The following is a 15,102-nucleotide window of genomic DNA, read 5'->3' as shown; positions in this document are numbered from 1 at the left end:
GCAGAGACTGTGAAGGAGCCGCAGCAGCGATGGCCCGCCGCAGCACGAAGACCCCGCCGCCCGACGACTCGTACGAGGAGAAGATCCTCGACATCGACGTCGTGGACGAGATGCAGGGCTCCTTCCTCGAATACGCGTACTCGGTCATCTACTCGCGAGCCCTGCCGGACGCCCGCGACGGCCTCAAGCCGGTGCACCGTCGCATCGTGTACCAGATGAACGAGATGGGCCTGCGCCCCGATCGCGGCTATGTCAAGTGTGCCCGCGTCGTCGGCGAGGTGATGGGTAAGCTCCACCCGCACGGAGACGCGTCGATCTACGACGCCCTGGTGCGACTCGCACAGCCCTTCTCGATGCGCCTGCCGCTGGTCGACGGCCACGGCAACTTCGGTTCGCTCGGCAACGACGACCCGCCGGCCGCGATGCGGTACACCGAGTGCCGGATGGCCGACGCGACGTCCCTGATGACCGAGTCCATCGACGAGGACACGGTCGACTTCTCGCCCAACTACGACGGCCAGGAGAAGGAGCCGGTGGCCCTGCCGGCCGCTTTCCCGAACCTCCTGGTCAACGGCTCGTCGGGCATCGCCGTCGGTATGGCCACCAACATGCCGCCGCACAACCTCGGCGAGGTCATCGCGGCCGCCCGGCACCTCATCCGGTACCCGGGGGCCGACCTCGAGACCCTGATGAAGCACGTCCCGGGCCCCGACCTGCCCACCGGCGGCCGGATCGTCGGCCTCTCCGGGATCAGGGACGCGTACGAGACGGGCCGCGGCACCTTCAAGATCCGCGCCACGGTGTCGGTGGAGGACGTCACGACCCGCCGCAAGGGCCTCGTCGTCACCGAACTGCCCTTCACCGTCGGCCCGGAGAAGGTGATCGCCAAGATCAAGGACCTGGTCGGCGCGAAGAAGCTCCAGGGCATCGCCGACGTGAAGGACCTCACCGACCGTGCGCACGGGCTGCGTCTGGTCATCGAGATCAAGAACGGCTTCGTGCCGGAGGCGGTCCTCGAACAGCTCTACAAGCTGACGCCGATGGAGGAGTCCTTCGGCATCAACAACGTGGCGCTGGTGGACGGTCAGCCACTCACCCTCGGCCTCAAGGAACTGCTGGAGGTCTACCTCGACCACCGGTTCACCGTCGTACGCCGTCGCAGCGAGTTCCGGCGCGGCAAGAAGCGCGACCGGCTGCACCTGGTCGAGGGCCTCCTCGTCGCCCTCCTGGACATCGACGAGGTCATCCGCCTCATCCGCTCCAGCGACAACTCCGCTCAGGCCAAGGAGCGCCTGATCGAGCACTTCTCCCTCTCCGAGATCCAGACGCAGTACATCCTGGACACGCCGCTGCGCCGCCTGACCCGGTTCGACCGCATCGAGCTGGAGTCGGAGCGCGACCGCCTGATGGGCGAGATCGACGAGCTGACCGGGATCCTGGACTCGGACGCGGAGCTGCGCAAGCTGGTCTCGGGAGAACTGGCCGCGGTGGCCAAGAAGTTCGGCACCGACCGGCGCACGGTGCTCCTGGAGTCCGCCGGCTCGCCCGCCGCGACCGTCTCGCTGCAGGTGGCCGACGACCCGTGCCGGGTGCTGCTGTCCTCGACGGGCCTGCTGGCCCGCACGGCGAACGGCGACCCCTTCGAACAGGACCCGGACGGCAAGCGCACCAAGCACGACGTGATCGTCTCGGTGGTGCCGGCGACGGCACGCGGCGAGATCGGCGTCGTCACGTCCCTGGGCCGCCTCCTCCGTCTGAACGTGATCGACCTCCCGCGGCTGCCGGAGACGGCGTCGGCGCCCAACCTCTCCGGGGGCGCTCCGGTCTCGGAGTTCCTGTCCGCCCTGGAGCCGAACGAGACGGTGATCTGCCTGACTACGCTCGACGAGGCGTCGCCGGGCCTGGCGATCGGCACGGAGCAGGGTGTCGTCAAGCGTGTGGTGCCCGACTACCCCTCGAACAAGGAGGAGTTGGAGGTCATCACCCTCAAGGACGGGGACCGGATCGTCGGCGCGGTGGAGCTGCGTACCGGCGAGGAGGACCTGGTCTTCATCGCGGACGACGCCCAGTTGCTGCGCTACCAGGCCTCACAGGTCCGTCCACAGGGGCGTGCCGCGGGCGGCATGGCGGGCATCAAGCTGACCGACGGCGCGAAGGTGATCTCCTTCACCGCCGTCGACCCGGCGGTGGACGCGGTGGTGTTCACGGTGGCGGGCTCGCGCGGGACGCTGGACGACTCCGTCCAGACCACGGCCAAGCTGACCCCGTTCGACCAGTACCCCCGCAAGGGACGCGCGACGGGTGGCGTGCGCTGCCAGCGCTTCCTGAAGGGCGAGGACTGCCTGTCCCTGGCCTGGACGGGCCCGACGCCGGGACGCGCGGCGCAGAAGAACGGCACGCCCGTCGACCTGCCGGAGATCGACCCCCGCCGCGACGGCTCGGGCATCTCCCTGGGGCGGACGGTGTCGGTGGTGGCGGGCCCGGTGTAGCCCGGGTCAGCTCTCGGAGTCGGGTTCCCGCACGTAGCGGAGGACGCCCCACATGCTGTGTTCGTCGGCGTGTGGGGCGTCTTCCTTGCACGCCTCCAGCTCCTTGTCGAGAGCCGCCGTGTCGATGCCGGACCCGATGAGCACGAGCTGGGTCAGCCGCCGGTCCGCGTCGGCCCAGGGCTCGGGGTAGAACCTCAGGAACCGCCCGACGGCGTGCACGGCGTACCGGTTGCGGGTGTCCTGGACGCCGAAGTCGACGTACCCCTTGATCCGGTAGAGCCCCTCGGGCCTGCTGTCGAGGAAGGCCATCAGGCGGCGGGGGTCCGTCGGCACGTCGGAGGTGAACGAGAGGGACGTGTAGGCGGTGTGCAGGTGGCCCACGTGCGGGCCCTCCCGCCGGCCGTCCTCCGCCTGCCGACCGTCGCTCTCCTGGTCGTGGAGATCGTCGAAGGACAGCTGCCCGACGCGCTCCTCGCTCGGCCTGCAGTCGAAGAGGAACTCGGGGTCCACGCGGCCGTAGGTGGCCGGGACGACCGCGGCCCCGTCGGCCAGTTCACCGACGACGCGCAGCACCCTCTCCCCGTCCTCGGCCCGGTCGATCTTGTTCACGACGACGAGATCGGCGAGGGCGAGGTGCCGGTCGATCTCGGGATGCTTCTCGCGCGTGGCGTCGAACTCGGCGGCGTCGACGACCTCGACTAGTCCCCCGTAGACGATCTCCGGGTGCTCGCTGGCCAGCACCATACGGACCAGTTCCTGGGGTTCGGCGAGCCCGCTCGCCTCGATGACGATGACGTCGATCCGGGCGGAAGGTTGAGCGAGCCGATCAAGATATTGATCAAGTTCGCTGACGTCGACGGCGCAGCACAGGCAACCGTTGCCGAGCGAGACGGTCGAGTCGCCGAGCGCTCCGGCCACCGCCATCGCGTCGATCTCGATCGCCCCGAAGTCGTTGACGACGGCTCCGATGCGGCTGCCTCCGCTGCGGTGCAGGAGGTGGTTGAGCAGCGTGGTCTTACCGGAGCCCAGGAAACCTGCGAGGACGATGACCGGGATCTGCCGTGGACTCGACTGACTCAACGTGCGCCTCTCTGAGACCTGCGCGCGCACCGGCTCACGGGACCGGCGCTCACGCGGGGAACGAATACCGACCCAGCATACGAGCGGGAGGAAACGCCCCTAACTGAACGATTGTCCGCGGCGCTCGCGGGGCACACGTTGGGCATGGCGCCGGGAAACGAGACCCGCTTGTCCCTCCGTGCGCCTCCTCTCCGCCTCCCTGCCGATCAGAGCCGCTCGGCAAGACTGGGAGACGGCAAGCGCGCCGCCCACCGCTCGCCGGTCCGCTCCCTGTCGCCCCACAACCGACGACCGGCGGACGGTCGCCTGATTCGGGGGTTGACATGGTCAAACGGATAGCCAACGTGCACAGGTTGAGCTCCACCGCCGCCGCAGCGGTCGGTCTTCTGACCGGCGCTGCCCTGACACTCGTCTCGCAGAGAGCCACACTCGACGCGCTCCATGCTCGGATCGAGTTGCTCGAGCGGTCGGCTCAGACTCAGCGTCAGGCCAACCTGGCTCACCAGCAACGGCTGCACTGGGAGCTGTTGAGCAAGGCCATGGACGATCCCGAACTCGCCGAGGTGCTGGACACCTATGAGGGAACCGTCTCCCAGAAGAAGCAGCGCCAGTTCCTCTTCACCAACGCCCTGTACACCAACGCGCTGTGCTACTACCGCATGGGGAACATGACCCGCGAGGAATTCTTCGGTTTCGCCCGGGGGATGCTTCAACACCCGATTTTTCGAGAGTACTGGTATGCGACGCGCCCTCACCGGGCGACTCTGATCAGCACGTCAGACGAAGCTCAAATCGGACGTATGGTCGAAGACCTACTCGTACAGTTGGATGAAACGGACACGGACGAGTGGTGGGTCGTAGGTGAACCGCCGAGTGAGTAGCGCCATTCACCTGCCGCGCTCCGGCGCGAGCGCGTCGACGTGCGCCACCCGGCCGGGCACATCACACTGACGGGCCATAACGAAGTCGTAAACCACAGCGTTTTCTCAGTTGCCAACACGGTTGACTGCTGCGTTACCGCGTAATCCGTCGACCTCAACCTGACGCCGCTCCACGCTGCCCGGTCGTCGAGGCTGCAGCCCCCTGGGCCGCGTCGCGCCGCGCAGCGGCAGCGCGCGCATGCATGCATGCGCCACAGCCTCGAGATCAAAGGGAATCAAGAACAGTGAGCCACATCATCCGTCGGATTGGCACTCCTCCCACCCTGCGGGGAAGCACAACCGGTGCCAATTGCCCTGATATTTTCGAACTGTCCGACGGAAGGTTCGCTGTCATCGGTGAGGACCTCACCGAGAAGCTCGATGCCGAGCTCCCGGCCGACGCATCCCGGGCAGACTACGAAAGAATCGTTGTAGTCACCCGGGAAACCCTTATTCACGCGAAGGTGGATATTCCCGACGCATAGACGGCCGGACAGGCAACCCTTTTGCCCAGGACCCATTCCTAGCCCATCGCACGGCGGCGGAAGACTCGCCGCCGATTGGCATGTGTCCGCTCGCAACGGGAGACGCAGTCTCTTCAGCACTCCGGCGACAGCGGCACGACGCTACTGTCGCTGCGGGCTTGGCACCGATCCGGTGCCGAGCCCGCTTCACCCCACACTCACCCCACCACCGGCACCGCCACCGGCGGAACCGGCCCCACATAACGCGCCGCCGGGCGGATGATCTTCGAGTCCTCCGCCTGCTCCAGGATGTTCGCGCTCCAGCCGACGACGCGGGCGGCGGCGAACGTGGGAGTGAACATCTCCCGGGGAAGCCCGCAGAGTTCCATGACCACACCGGCATAGAACTCCACGTTGGTGTGCAGCTCGCGGCCCGGCTTCAGTTCGGCGAGGATCACCTCCACGCGGTGTTCCACTTCGACGGCGAAGTCGACGAGCGGGCCGCCGAACTCCTGCGCGATACCTCGGAGCATCCGCGAACGCGGGTCCTCCGTACGGTAGACGGGGTGCCCGAAGCCCATGATGCGGTCGCCGGCGAGGACCCGCTCACGGATCCAGCCGTCGATACGGTCGGGCGTCCCGATCGCGTCGAGCGTGTCCAGCGCACGACTCGGAGCACCCCCGTGCAGGGGCCCGGACAGCGCTCCGACCGCACCCACGAGGCAGGCTGCGACGTCCGCGCCTGTCGACGCGATCACCCGTGCCGTGAACGTTGATGCATTGAATCCGTGATCAATGGTTGAGATGAGGTATTGCTCAACCGCACGGGCGCGGTGCGCGTCCGGCTCCGAACCCGTCAACATGTACAGGTAGTTGGCCGCGTATCCCAGGTCCTCACGCGGTTCCACCGGTTCCAGTCCCTGCCCGATCCGGTACAGCGCGGTGAGCAGGGTCGGGACGGCGGCCGCCGCCGCGAGGCCGTCGCTGCGACGCCGCCCCGCATCGATGTCGTAGACCGGCCGGAACCCGAGCGAGGCACCGAGCAGCGACAACGCGGTGCGCAGCCCCGCGAGCGGCCCGGAGAGACCGGTCGCCGCGGCGATGGCCGGCAGTGCGGAACGCACGTCGTGCGGCAGCCTGCGCAGCCCGGCGGTCCGCCCCGTGAAGGTGGCGCGCTGCGCCGCGTCGGGCAGCTCACCGTGCGCCAACAGGTGCCAGACGTCCTCGAAGTCACGGGTTTGCGCGAGTTCGACGGCCGAGTACTGGCGGTAGTGGTAGAAGCCCTCCAGACCTCTGACGTCACCCAGTTCGGTGTCGGTGACGACGACGCCCGCGAGTCCTCGCGGTACGTCGACAGAGGTGGACGCGGCACGGTTGATCGGCATGTTTCCTCCCTGAACTTGATTCGACTGTCCATGCTTGACTGTGTGACTGTCAATATTGATCCAATCAATATAAAGATCCACAGATACGGTGGCGCCCATGAGGGATCGAGAAGCGGCAACGCCAGCGCACGAGGGCCGACGACTCAGCACCAAGGAGACGGCCGAGCTGCTCGGCGTGAAGCCGGAAACCGTCTACGCCTACGTGAGCCGTGGACAGCTCGGCAGCCGGCGCGAGTCGGGAGGGCGCGGGAGCACCTTCGACGCCAAGGAGGTGGAGGCGCTCGCCCGTCGCAACAGGCGCGAGAGTGGCGGTAGTTCGGGAGGCTCGGGCGAGCTGTCCGTCCGCACGCGCATCACCCTGATCGACAAGGACCGGTACTACTTCCGGGGAGTCGACGCGACGGAGCTGGCGGCACGCCACTCCTACGAAGAGATCGCCGAATGGCTCTGGACCGGCGAGCTGCGCCCGGGTGTCACGTTCACGGCCCCGGAGGCGTCGGTGACCGCCGCTCGGCACAGCGTCGACGCGTTGCCCGAGCACAGCGGTCCCACCGACCGCCTTCGCGTCGCCGCGATCGCCGCGGCGGCAACCGACCCGCTCCGCTTCGATCTCTCCGAGAACGCCGTCCTCGGAACCGGGCGAACCCTCATCCCCACCCTCGTCGCCGCACTGCCCCCCGTCCGGCGCGACCATCGCGACGAGGGCCCGCTGGCCCGTCGGCTGTGGGCGAGACTCACCGGTCGCGCACCCGACGACCCGTCACTGCGCTTCCTGGACACGGCACTCGGGCTGCTCGTGGACCACGACCTGGCCGCGTCGACCCTGGCGGTCCGGGTAGCGGCGTCGGCCCGCGCACACCCGTACGCGGCCGTGTCGGCGGGACTGGGCGTCCTCGAAGGGCCGCTGCACGGAGCGGCCAGCGGCCTGGCGCACCGGTTGCTCCTCGACGTGCTGGACCAGGGAACCGCGGCCCCCGTCGTCGCGGACGAGCTGCGCGCAGGGCGCCGTGTCCCCGGACTCGGCCACCGGCTGTACACGGGCGAGGATCCCCGCGCGCGTGCCTTGTTCGCTCTCCTGGAGGACGTGCCCGGTGCGGCGCCCGCCGTGGCGGCGGCGCACGACGTCGTGGCCACCACCGCCCGGCACGCACCCCTGCACGCCAACGTCGACCTCGCGCTGGCCGCCTTCACCGTCTCCTCCGGCATGCCGGCCTCCGCCGGGGAGACGATCTTCGCCGTCGCCCGGACGGCGGGCTGGATCGCGCACACCCTGGAGGAGTACGCGGAGCGCCCACTGAGGATGCGCCCGAGCGGCCACTACGTGGGCGAACGACCACCGCGCCCCCTCCCCAGCAGCCCCTAGGGCCCCGCCCGCCGCGCAGGGGAAAAGCACCGCCGGTCGCCGCCCCTGCGCCCGCCCTACTCCCCCATCCGGACGGCCACCCCACCGCCCGGAACGCGCCGGGTGTGTACGCGACGGAGAGTCGCCCGGGCCGAAGTCAGGTTAGGCTCACCTCTGTGAGTACGTGCACGAGCGCGTCGCGGCATCTCGACGAGCCCCTGGCGGGGACCGCGGCCACCGCGAGGACATGGCTGCTGATCGAGCAGCCCGGGCCCTGGGGCGCCAAGGCGCTCACTTCGAGCCACCTGGACCCCGCCCTCGGCCGCGCCCTCGAGGCGGCCGCGCAGGGCACGGGCGTGCGGATCGCGCTCATCCGGCGCCCCGGGCGCCACGCGGACTGCGGTACACCCGCCGAGCGACGCGTCTACGCGGCCCACACGGCTCCGGGAAACGTATGGCTGCACGGCGCCATGGCCTGCGATCCCGAGGTGCTGCTCGGCCTCGACTTCGCCGCACTCGGGCAGGGCGACCCACAGTCCTTCGCCGAGGTCCTCGACGCGCGACCCCACACGGAGGAACCGCTCGCCCTCGTCTGTACCAACGGAAAACGCGACCGCTGCTGCGCCCTGCTCGGCCGGCCCCTCGCGGCGGAACTGGCCGCTTCCGGGGTGAACGGTGTTTGGGAGGTCACCCATCTGGGCGGTCATCGGTTCTCCCCCACCGTTCTCATGCTGCCGCACGGCTACGCGTACGGCCGTGCCGAAGCCCATGCCGTCAAGGAAATCCTCCAGGGCCTCCGGAAGGGCCGGATCGTCACCGAGGGCTGCCGTGGGAACTCCGCCTGGGAGCGGCCAGGACAAGCGGCCGAACTGGCCGTACGGACTGCGGCGGGTGAACACGCCGCCGGCTCTCTGGCCGTGGTCCGCACCGACGGAACCGCTCCGCGCTGGGACGTCACCGTGGCCCATGCCGACGGTCGGCTGTGGAGGGTCGTCGTCGCTCAAGGAACCTCGCTGCCGCCTCGCCCCGAGAGCTGCGGCTCGGCACTGGGTTCCCCGGCCCGGATGGACGTGGTGGCAGTGCGGCAGTTGCAGGAGACGGCCGTCGCCGTGTCCTGCTGACCACCGGAATCCGTGCCCGTCAATCATTGATCGGTCGACGAGCACCGGCACTCCGTCATTCCTTGATCAATCCCTGCCTCGCGTTGATCCCAGAGATCTCCGAGAGATCTCCGAGCCGGCACCCCTTGAACGTTGATCAAGAGATCCATGCCACAACCCCTTCGGCGTGCCGGGCCTGCCCCCGTACGGTCATACGCATGAGCCCCACTCCCCCCGCACGACGACTGCGGCTCGGTATGCCGCGGCGGGTGTTCTCGCAGGTCCTGCTGATGCAGATCGCGATCGCGGCGGGAGTCGCCGTCCTCGCCACCGGGCTGTTCCTGGCACCGCTCAGCGCGCAACTCGACGACCAGGCCATGCAGCGCGCCCTCGCGATCGCGCAGACCACAGCCGTCCAGCCGCAGATCGCCGAGGATCTCAGACGCACGAGTCCCTCCACGACCGGGCCGGTGCAGACCGAGGCGGAGCGGATACGGAAGGCCAGTGACGCCGAGTACGTCGTCGTGATGGACACGCGGGGCGTCCGTTGGTCGCACACCGACCCGGAGGAGATCGGCCGGAAGGTGTCGACGAACCCCCGCAAGGCCCTGGAGGGCCGCGACGTCATGGAGATCGACACCGGCACCCTCGGCCGCTCAGCGCGCGGCAAGGTCCCGTTGCGCGACGCCGACGACCAGATCATCGGCGCGGTTTCGGTGGGCATCCGGTACGACAGTGTGCGGGCCAGGTTGATCGACGCCATCCCGGGGCTGTTCGCTTACGCGGGCGGAGCCATGGCCGTCGGCGCGCTGGCCGCGTATCTGATCTCCCGCAGAGTCCAGCGGCAGACCCGCGACCTGGCGTTCTCCGACATCTCGGCGCTGCTGGCGGAGCGCGAGGCGATGCTGCACGGCATCCGGGAGGGCGTGGTCGCCCTGGACCGCGACGGTCGCGTACGCCTCCTGAACGACGAGGCGCAGCGTCTGCTGGGAGTCGGCTCCGAGGTGATCGGGCAGCCGCTGGACGACGCGCTCGGGGCGGGCCGTACGACCGACGTGCTGGCCGGGCGGGTCACCGGCACCGATCTGCTCACCGTCCGCGGCCAGCGCGTGCTGGTCGCCAACCGGATGCCCACCGACGACGGCGGTGCGGTCGCCACGTTGCGCGACCGCACGGAGCTGGAGCAGTTGGGCCGCGAACTGGACTCCACCCGCGGCCTCATCGACGCCCTGCGGGCGCAGGACCACGAGCACGCCAACCGCATGCACACGCTTCTGGGGCTGCTCGAACTGGAGATGTACGACGACGCCGTGGAGTTCGTCGGAGAGGTGGTCGGCGACCACAGGGTCACCGCGGAACAGGTCACCGAGAAGGTCCACGATCCGCTGCTGGCCGCCCTTCTGGTGGGCAAGGCGACGGTGGCCGCCGAGCGGGGCGTGGCGCTGTGGATCTCGGACCGGACGATGCTGCCGGACCGGCTGGTCGACCCGCGTGGACTCGTCACCGTCGTGGGGAACCTCGTCGACAACGCGCTGGACGCCGTCGCGGGCACGCCGCACGCGCGCGTGGAGGTCGAGTTGCGGTCGGTGGAGCGCACCGCCGTGCTGCGCGTCCAGGACACCGGACCCGGCATCCCCGCGGCGCGACGGGAGTTGATCTTCACCGACGGATGGAGCACGAAGAAGCCCCCGGCCCACGGCAAGCGAGGCATCGGCCTCTCCCTGGTGCGCCGGCTCGCCGAGCGGCAGGGCGGCAGCGCGGAGGTGGCCGACGCGGAGGGCGGGGGTGCCGAGTTCACCGTCGTCCTGCCCGAGGCGCTCACGGAGGCACGGGCAGAGACGTTCGGGGCCGCACCGGCGAGCGTGGATCCCGCGCGCGCGACGGTCTCGGACACAGATGAGGCACGGGCAACCGGATACTCCGAGGAGGAGGCGCGATGATCGAGGTCCTGGTCGTGGACGACGACACACGGGTCGCCCGGGTCAACGCCGCCTACGTGACGAAGGTGCGGGGTTTCCACGTCGCGGGTGAGGCGCACAGCGCCGCTGAGGCACTGGGGCTGATCGAGGAGCTGCCGCACCTGGACCTGGTCCTCATGGACCACTATCTGCCCGACGAGACCGGCGTGGCGGTGGTCCAGGAGATGCGCCGACGCGGCCATCAATCCGACGTGATCATGGTGACCGCGGCCCGTGACATCTCCACTGTCCAGGCGGCCATGCGCCAGGGGGCACTCCAGTACCTGGTCAAGCCGTTCGCCTTCGCCGGACTGCGCACCAAGCTGGAGGCCTACGCGGAACTGCGGCGCACCCTGGACGGCGGTGGCGAGGCCGAACAGGCCCAGGTGGACCGGATCTTCGGAACCCTCTCGGCGAGCGCCGAGCCGGATCTGCCCAAGGGGCACTCTCCCCCGACGGCCGGGCTGGTGCGGCGCGCCCTGATCGACGCCGAGGGCCCGCTGTCGGCACAGGAGGTCGCCGAGGAGACCGGCCTGAGCCGACAGACCGCACAGCGCTATCTGAAGCTGCTGGAGCGCACCGGGAGGGCCACGCTGACCCTCAGATACGGCGACGCGGGCCGCCCGGAGCATCGCTATGTCTGGGCGACCCGCGTCTGAGGACACGGCACGGTCGGGCGGCCTGCGCCCGCGGGATCAGCCGGCGGCCTTGTCCACGAACTCCGTCGTGTACGTCTTGCTCAGGTCGACATCGGTGTTCTGGATGTTGGGGTTGAACGCCTTGAGGACCTTCTCGACGGTCTCGGGACCGTTCTTGGGCATCACGCCGTCCTCGGTGAACATCGGGAGCGTGCTCTGGATGGCCTCGGCGTAGAGCTTCTTGTCACCCTGGGAGTAGTCCGCGGGCATCTTGGCGGCGATGTCGGACGCGCTGTGCGTGGACATCCACTGAAGCGTCTTCACGAAGGCGTTGGCCAGCTTCTGGACCGTCTCCTTGTGACCGTTCACCCAGTCCGTCTGCATGTAGAGGCTGGACGAGGGGTAGGGCCCGCCCAGCGCCGCCTGCGAGCCCTCGGGCGTCCGCATGTCGACGAGCACCTTGCCGAGCTTCTTCGCCAGGACGGTGGCGACGGTGGGGTCGGTCGTCATGCCGCCGTCGATGGCACCCTGCTGGAGAGCTGAGACGAACGTGGGGCCGGCGCCGACGGCGACCGGCGTGAAGTCGCTGACCTTCACGCCGTTCTTCACCGCGAGGTACTTCGTGAGGAAGTCGGTCGAGGATCCGAGCCCCGTGACCCCGAGCTTCCTGCCCTTGAAGTCCTTGGGTGACGTGATGTCACCCGCCCGCTTGTCGGAGACGATCTCGACCTCACCGGGAGCGTGCGAGAACTGCACGACGGACTCGACCGCCTTGCCCTTGGTCTGCAGGTCGAGCGTGTGGTCGTAGAAGCCGACGGCCGCCTGCACCTGTCCGGACACGAGCGCGGTCTCGGCCTGGACACCGGCCGGCTCGCTCAGGAGCTGGACGTCGAGACCCTCGTCCTGGAAGTAGCCGAGCCGCTGCGTGAGCATCGCGGGCATGTAGATGACCTTGTCGAGGCCACCGACCATGATCTTGACGTGCTCCCCCTTGCCGCCACCGCCGTTGCTGCCGGAGTCGGCCGTCGAGCCGGCCGCGTCGTTGGCGCAGGCGGTGAGCGAGGTGAGAGCGAGCAGTCCGGCGGCTGCCAACGCGGGGTATCGGGCGGTGATGCGCATGCGGATTCACGTCCTTGTGAAGGGGTGGAAAGCAGTACGGGGGGAGGTCACGGGTCGGATGGGCCCGTGGCGGGTCAGCGGTCGGAATCCGACGGCTTCCAGCGGAAGATGCGGCGCTCGGCGAAGGTGAGCAGTCCTTCGGCGAGGAGGGCGACGACGGCGAGGATGACCATCGCGGCGTACACACCGGCCGCGTTGAAGGTCCCCTGTGACTGCGCGACGAGCAGGCCGATGCCCTTGGTCGCGCCGATGTACTCACCGACGATCGCGCCGATGAGGGCGAAGCCGAAACTGACGTGAAGGCTGGTGAAGATCCACGACGTGGCCGACGGGATGACGACCTGGAGCGTCACGCGACGGTCGCTCGCGCCGAGGATCCGGGCGTTGGCGACCAGGTTGCGGTCGACCTCGCGGGCGCCCTGGAAGGCGTTGAAGAACACCGGGAAGAAGACGAGCACCACGGCCGAGGCGACCTTGGAGGCCGGTCCGAGCCCGAACCAGATGACGAAGATGGGCGCGAGCACGATCCTCGGTATGGAGTTGAGCACCTTGATGTATGGACCAAGTACGTCTGCGAGCAACGTGATCCGCCCCAGCGCGATGCCGAACACCACACCCGCGACGACTCCGATGATCCAGCCGAGCAGCGCCTCGTACAGCGTGTACCAGATCTGCTCACCGAGGGAACCGAGCGCGGTCCCGTGGGTCATCCAGGTGTAGGTCTGGTCCCAGATCTTCGAGGGCATCGAGAAGTTGAACGGATCGATGACCTTGGCCCGCGAGAGCACCTCCCAGAGGCCGAGAACGGCGATCAGGAGCACGACGCGGGCGGCATTCACCATGATCTTGCGCTTGCGCGCGGCACGGACGCGGGACTGCTCGCGACCCGGCGCCTTCACCGTGTCGACGACCGGAGTGCTGAGAAGCTCAGGCGACATCGGCGGCACCCCTCTCGCGGGTGATGCGGACCTCTTCACCGAGGGACTCCCAGATCTCGCGGTAGATCTCGACGAACCGCGGTTCCAGCCGCACCGATTCGACCTTGCGCGGGCGCGGCAGGTCGATGTCGAAGACCTGCTTCACGGTGGCGGGGCCCGCGGTCATCACGACGACCTTGTCGGCGAGCGCGATGGACTCCTCCAGGTCGTGGGTGACGAAGACGACCGAGGCGCCGGTGCCCTCCCACAGTTCGAGGAGCTCGTCCGACATCAGCGCCCTGGTCTGCACGTCGAGCGCCGAGAAGGGCTCGTCCATGAGCAGGATCTCGGGGTCGTTGACGAAGGTCGCGGCGAGGGCGACGCGCTTGCGCTGACCGCCGGAGAGCTGGTGCGGGTAGCGGTCCTCGAAAGCCGTCAGACCGACCCGGGACAGCCACTCACGGGCCCGCTCCTTGGCCTCGGCCTTGGGAACACCCCGGAAGCGGGGCCCTGCCATCACGTTGGCCAGGACCGTGCGCCAAGGGAAGGTGGCGTCCTGCTGGAAGACGAATCCGACCTTGTTCCCGACGCCTGCGACGGGCTCCCCGGTGACGAGGACCTCGCCCTCGGTGGGCTCCTCGAGACCGCTCACCAGGGTCAGAGTGGTGGACTTCCCACAGCCGGTGGGGCCGACGACGGCGACGAACTCGCCGCGTCCGACGGTCAGGTCGAGTTCCCGCACCGCCGTGTGCAGACCCCCCGACGGGGTCTTGAAGATCTTGCTCGCGCCCCGCAGCTCGATGGCGGGGCTGGTGTCTGCGCTCATGGGCCGGGACCGTAGATGTGGCGCGGGCCACAGCATCAGTCTTCTGGGCGCAAGGTCTACTTCTGCTTGCAGGAGTCTGTTGTGCTCGTTTTGCTCGCGCTACAACAGCGGAGCCGAAACACGGGCTCAACGCTCGCCGGGCCTTGAGAGAAAGAGGCCAGATGATTGACGTCCTGGTCGTCGACGACGACTTCCGCGTCGCCGAGATCAACGCGCGATACGTGGGGAAGGTGCCCGGATTCCGGGTGGCCGCCCGCGCGCACAGCGCCGCCCAGGCCCTGGCCGCCGTGGAGCGGGCGCCCGTGGACCTGGTGCTGCTCGACCACTATCTGCCGGACCTGACAGGCCTGGAACTCGTCCACCGGATGCGCGAACAGGGCCACGGCACCGACGTCATCATGATCACCGCGGCCAGCGACGTGACGACCGTCCGGGCCGCGATGCGTCTGGGCGCCGTGCACTACCTGGTCAAGCCGTTCACCTTCGCCGCGCTGCGCACCCGCCTCGACTCGTACGCCGCCCTGCGCCGCACCGTCGACCGGGTGGGTGGCCGAAGTGTGACCGGCCAGGAGCAGGTCGACCGGATGTTCGGCGCCCTGCGTGCCGCCCCCGCGCCGTCCTCCCCCGGGCTGCCCAGCGGCCACTCGGAGCCGACCACCGACCTCATCTGCGGCGTACTGCACCGCGCGCACCAGCCGCTGTCGGCCCACGAGGTCGCCGCAGAGACGGGCCTCAGCCGGTCCACCGCCCAGCGCTACCTGCGCCACCTGGAACAGGCCGGCCGACTACGCCTCACCCTCAAGTACGGCGACACGGGCCGCCCGGAACACCGGTACGCCTGGGTGTCGCCCTAGACCGGGGTAA

The 15,102-nt window shown here is 69.1% G+C and carries 13 protein-coding genes; 8 read left to right on the top strand and 5 right to left on the bottom strand.

What is annotated here, in order from left to right:
• The first annotated feature begins 29 nt into the window (after positions 1–29).
• Positions 30–2,489 carry a DNA topoisomerase IV subunit A gene (locus AB0C62_RS22435; RefSeq protein WP_362975681.1) on the top strand — a complete coding sequence of 820 codons (2,460 nt, stop codon included), beginning with the start codon at positions 30–32 and terminating at the stop codon, positions 2,487–2,489.
• Positions 2,490–2,495: 6 nt separating this feature from the next.
• On the opposite strand, the gene AB0C62_RS22430 is transcribed toward AB0C62_RS22435, so the two are convergent.
• Complete coding sequence (locus AB0C62_RS22430; protein WP_362975679.1) at positions 2,496–3,569, bottom strand: GTP-binding protein; 1,074 nt, start codon at positions 3,567–3,569, stop codon at positions 2,496–2,498.
• Between the two features lie 344 nt (positions 3,570–3,913).
• Here AB0C62_RS22430 and AB0C62_RS22425 point away from each other — a divergent pair, with 344 nt between their 5' ends.
• Complete coding sequence (locus AB0C62_RS22425) at positions 3,914–4,450, top strand: DUF6082 family protein (RefSeq protein ID WP_362975677.1); 537 nt, start codon at positions 3,914–3,916, stop codon at positions 4,448–4,450.
• A gap of 284 nt (positions 4,451–4,734) precedes the next feature.
• Positions 4,735–4,974, top strand: coding sequence for a hypothetical protein (locus AB0C62_RS22420; protein ID WP_362975675.1), 240 nt, complete (start codon positions 4,735–4,737; stop codon positions 4,972–4,974).
• A gap of 197 nt (positions 4,975–5,171) precedes the next feature.
• On the opposite strand, the gene AB0C62_RS22415 is transcribed toward AB0C62_RS22420, so the two are convergent.
• The gene (locus AB0C62_RS22415; RefSeq protein WP_362975754.1) at positions 5,172–6,338 is read right to left on the bottom strand and encodes a citrate synthase/methylcitrate synthase; all 1,167 of its coding nucleotides are present in this window, start codon (positions 6,336–6,338) and stop codon (positions 5,172–5,174) included.
• A gap of 97 nt (positions 6,339–6,435) precedes the next feature.
• Here AB0C62_RS22415 and AB0C62_RS22410 point away from each other — a divergent pair, with 97 nt between their 5' ends.
• From AB0C62_RS22410 to AB0C62_RS22395, 4 genes are all read left to right on the top strand, one after another.
• Positions 6,436–7,701: a citrate synthase gene (locus AB0C62_RS22410; protein WP_362975673.1), complete on the top strand. Its 1,266-nt coding sequence runs from the start codon at positions 6,436–6,438 to the stop codon at positions 7,699–7,701.
• Between the two features lie 155 nt (positions 7,702–7,856).
• The gene (locus AB0C62_RS22405) at positions 7,857–8,801 is read left to right on the top strand and encodes a sucrase ferredoxin (RefSeq protein ID WP_362975671.1); all 945 of its coding nucleotides are present in this window, start codon (positions 7,857–7,859) and stop codon (positions 8,799–8,801) included.
• A 197-nt stretch (positions 8,802–8,998) separates the two neighbouring features.
• On the top strand, positions 8,999–10,720 hold the full coding sequence (locus AB0C62_RS22400) for a sensor histidine kinase (RefSeq protein WP_362975669.1): 1,722 nt from the start codon (positions 8,999–9,001) through the stop codon (positions 10,718–10,720).
• Entirely contained in the window at positions 10,717–11,397 is a 681-nt protein-coding gene (locus tag AB0C62_RS22395) for a response regulator (protein ID WP_362975667.1), read from the top strand. Before AB0C62_RS22400 ends, AB0C62_RS22395 begins: the two co-directional genes overlap by 4 nt.
• Before the next feature lie 36 nt (positions 11,398–11,433).
• Here the strand turns inward: AB0C62_RS22395 and AB0C62_RS22390 are convergent, their stop codons facing one another.
• From AB0C62_RS22390 to AB0C62_RS22380, 3 genes are all read right to left on the bottom strand, one after another.
• Positions 11,434–12,495 (bottom strand): ABC transporter substrate-binding protein, encoded by a 1,062-nt coding sequence (locus AB0C62_RS22390; protein ID WP_362975665.1) that lies wholly within the window; start codon positions 12,493–12,495, stop codon positions 11,434–11,436.
• A gap of 74 nt (positions 12,496–12,569) precedes the next feature.
• On the bottom strand, positions 12,570–13,433 hold the full coding sequence (locus AB0C62_RS22385) for an ABC transporter permease (protein WP_362975663.1): 864 nt from the start codon (positions 13,431–13,433) through the stop codon (positions 12,570–12,572).
• Positions 13,423–14,238 (bottom strand): ABC transporter ATP-binding protein, encoded by an 816-nt coding sequence (locus AB0C62_RS22380; protein ID WP_362975661.1) that lies wholly within the window; start codon positions 14,236–14,238, stop codon positions 13,423–13,425. Before AB0C62_RS22380 ends, AB0C62_RS22385 begins: the two co-directional genes overlap by 11 nt.
• A gap of 161 nt (positions 14,239–14,399) precedes the next feature.
• On the opposite strand from AB0C62_RS22380, the gene AB0C62_RS22375 reads away from it, so the two are divergent.
• The gene (locus AB0C62_RS22375) at positions 14,400–15,092 is read left to right on the top strand and encodes a response regulator (protein ID WP_362975659.1); all 693 of its coding nucleotides are present in this window, start codon (positions 14,400–14,402) and stop codon (positions 15,090–15,092) included.
• The last annotated feature ends 10 nt before the right edge of the window (positions 15,093–15,102 follow it).

Source organism: Streptomyces sp. NPDC048643, assembly GCF_040650615.1.
Classification (GTDB): Bacteria; Actinomycetota; Actinomycetes; order Streptomycetales; family Streptomycetaceae; genus Streptomyces.
The sequence above is the reverse complement of the archived record's forward strand: the minus strand, read 5'-3'. Positions and strand labels throughout refer to the sequence as shown.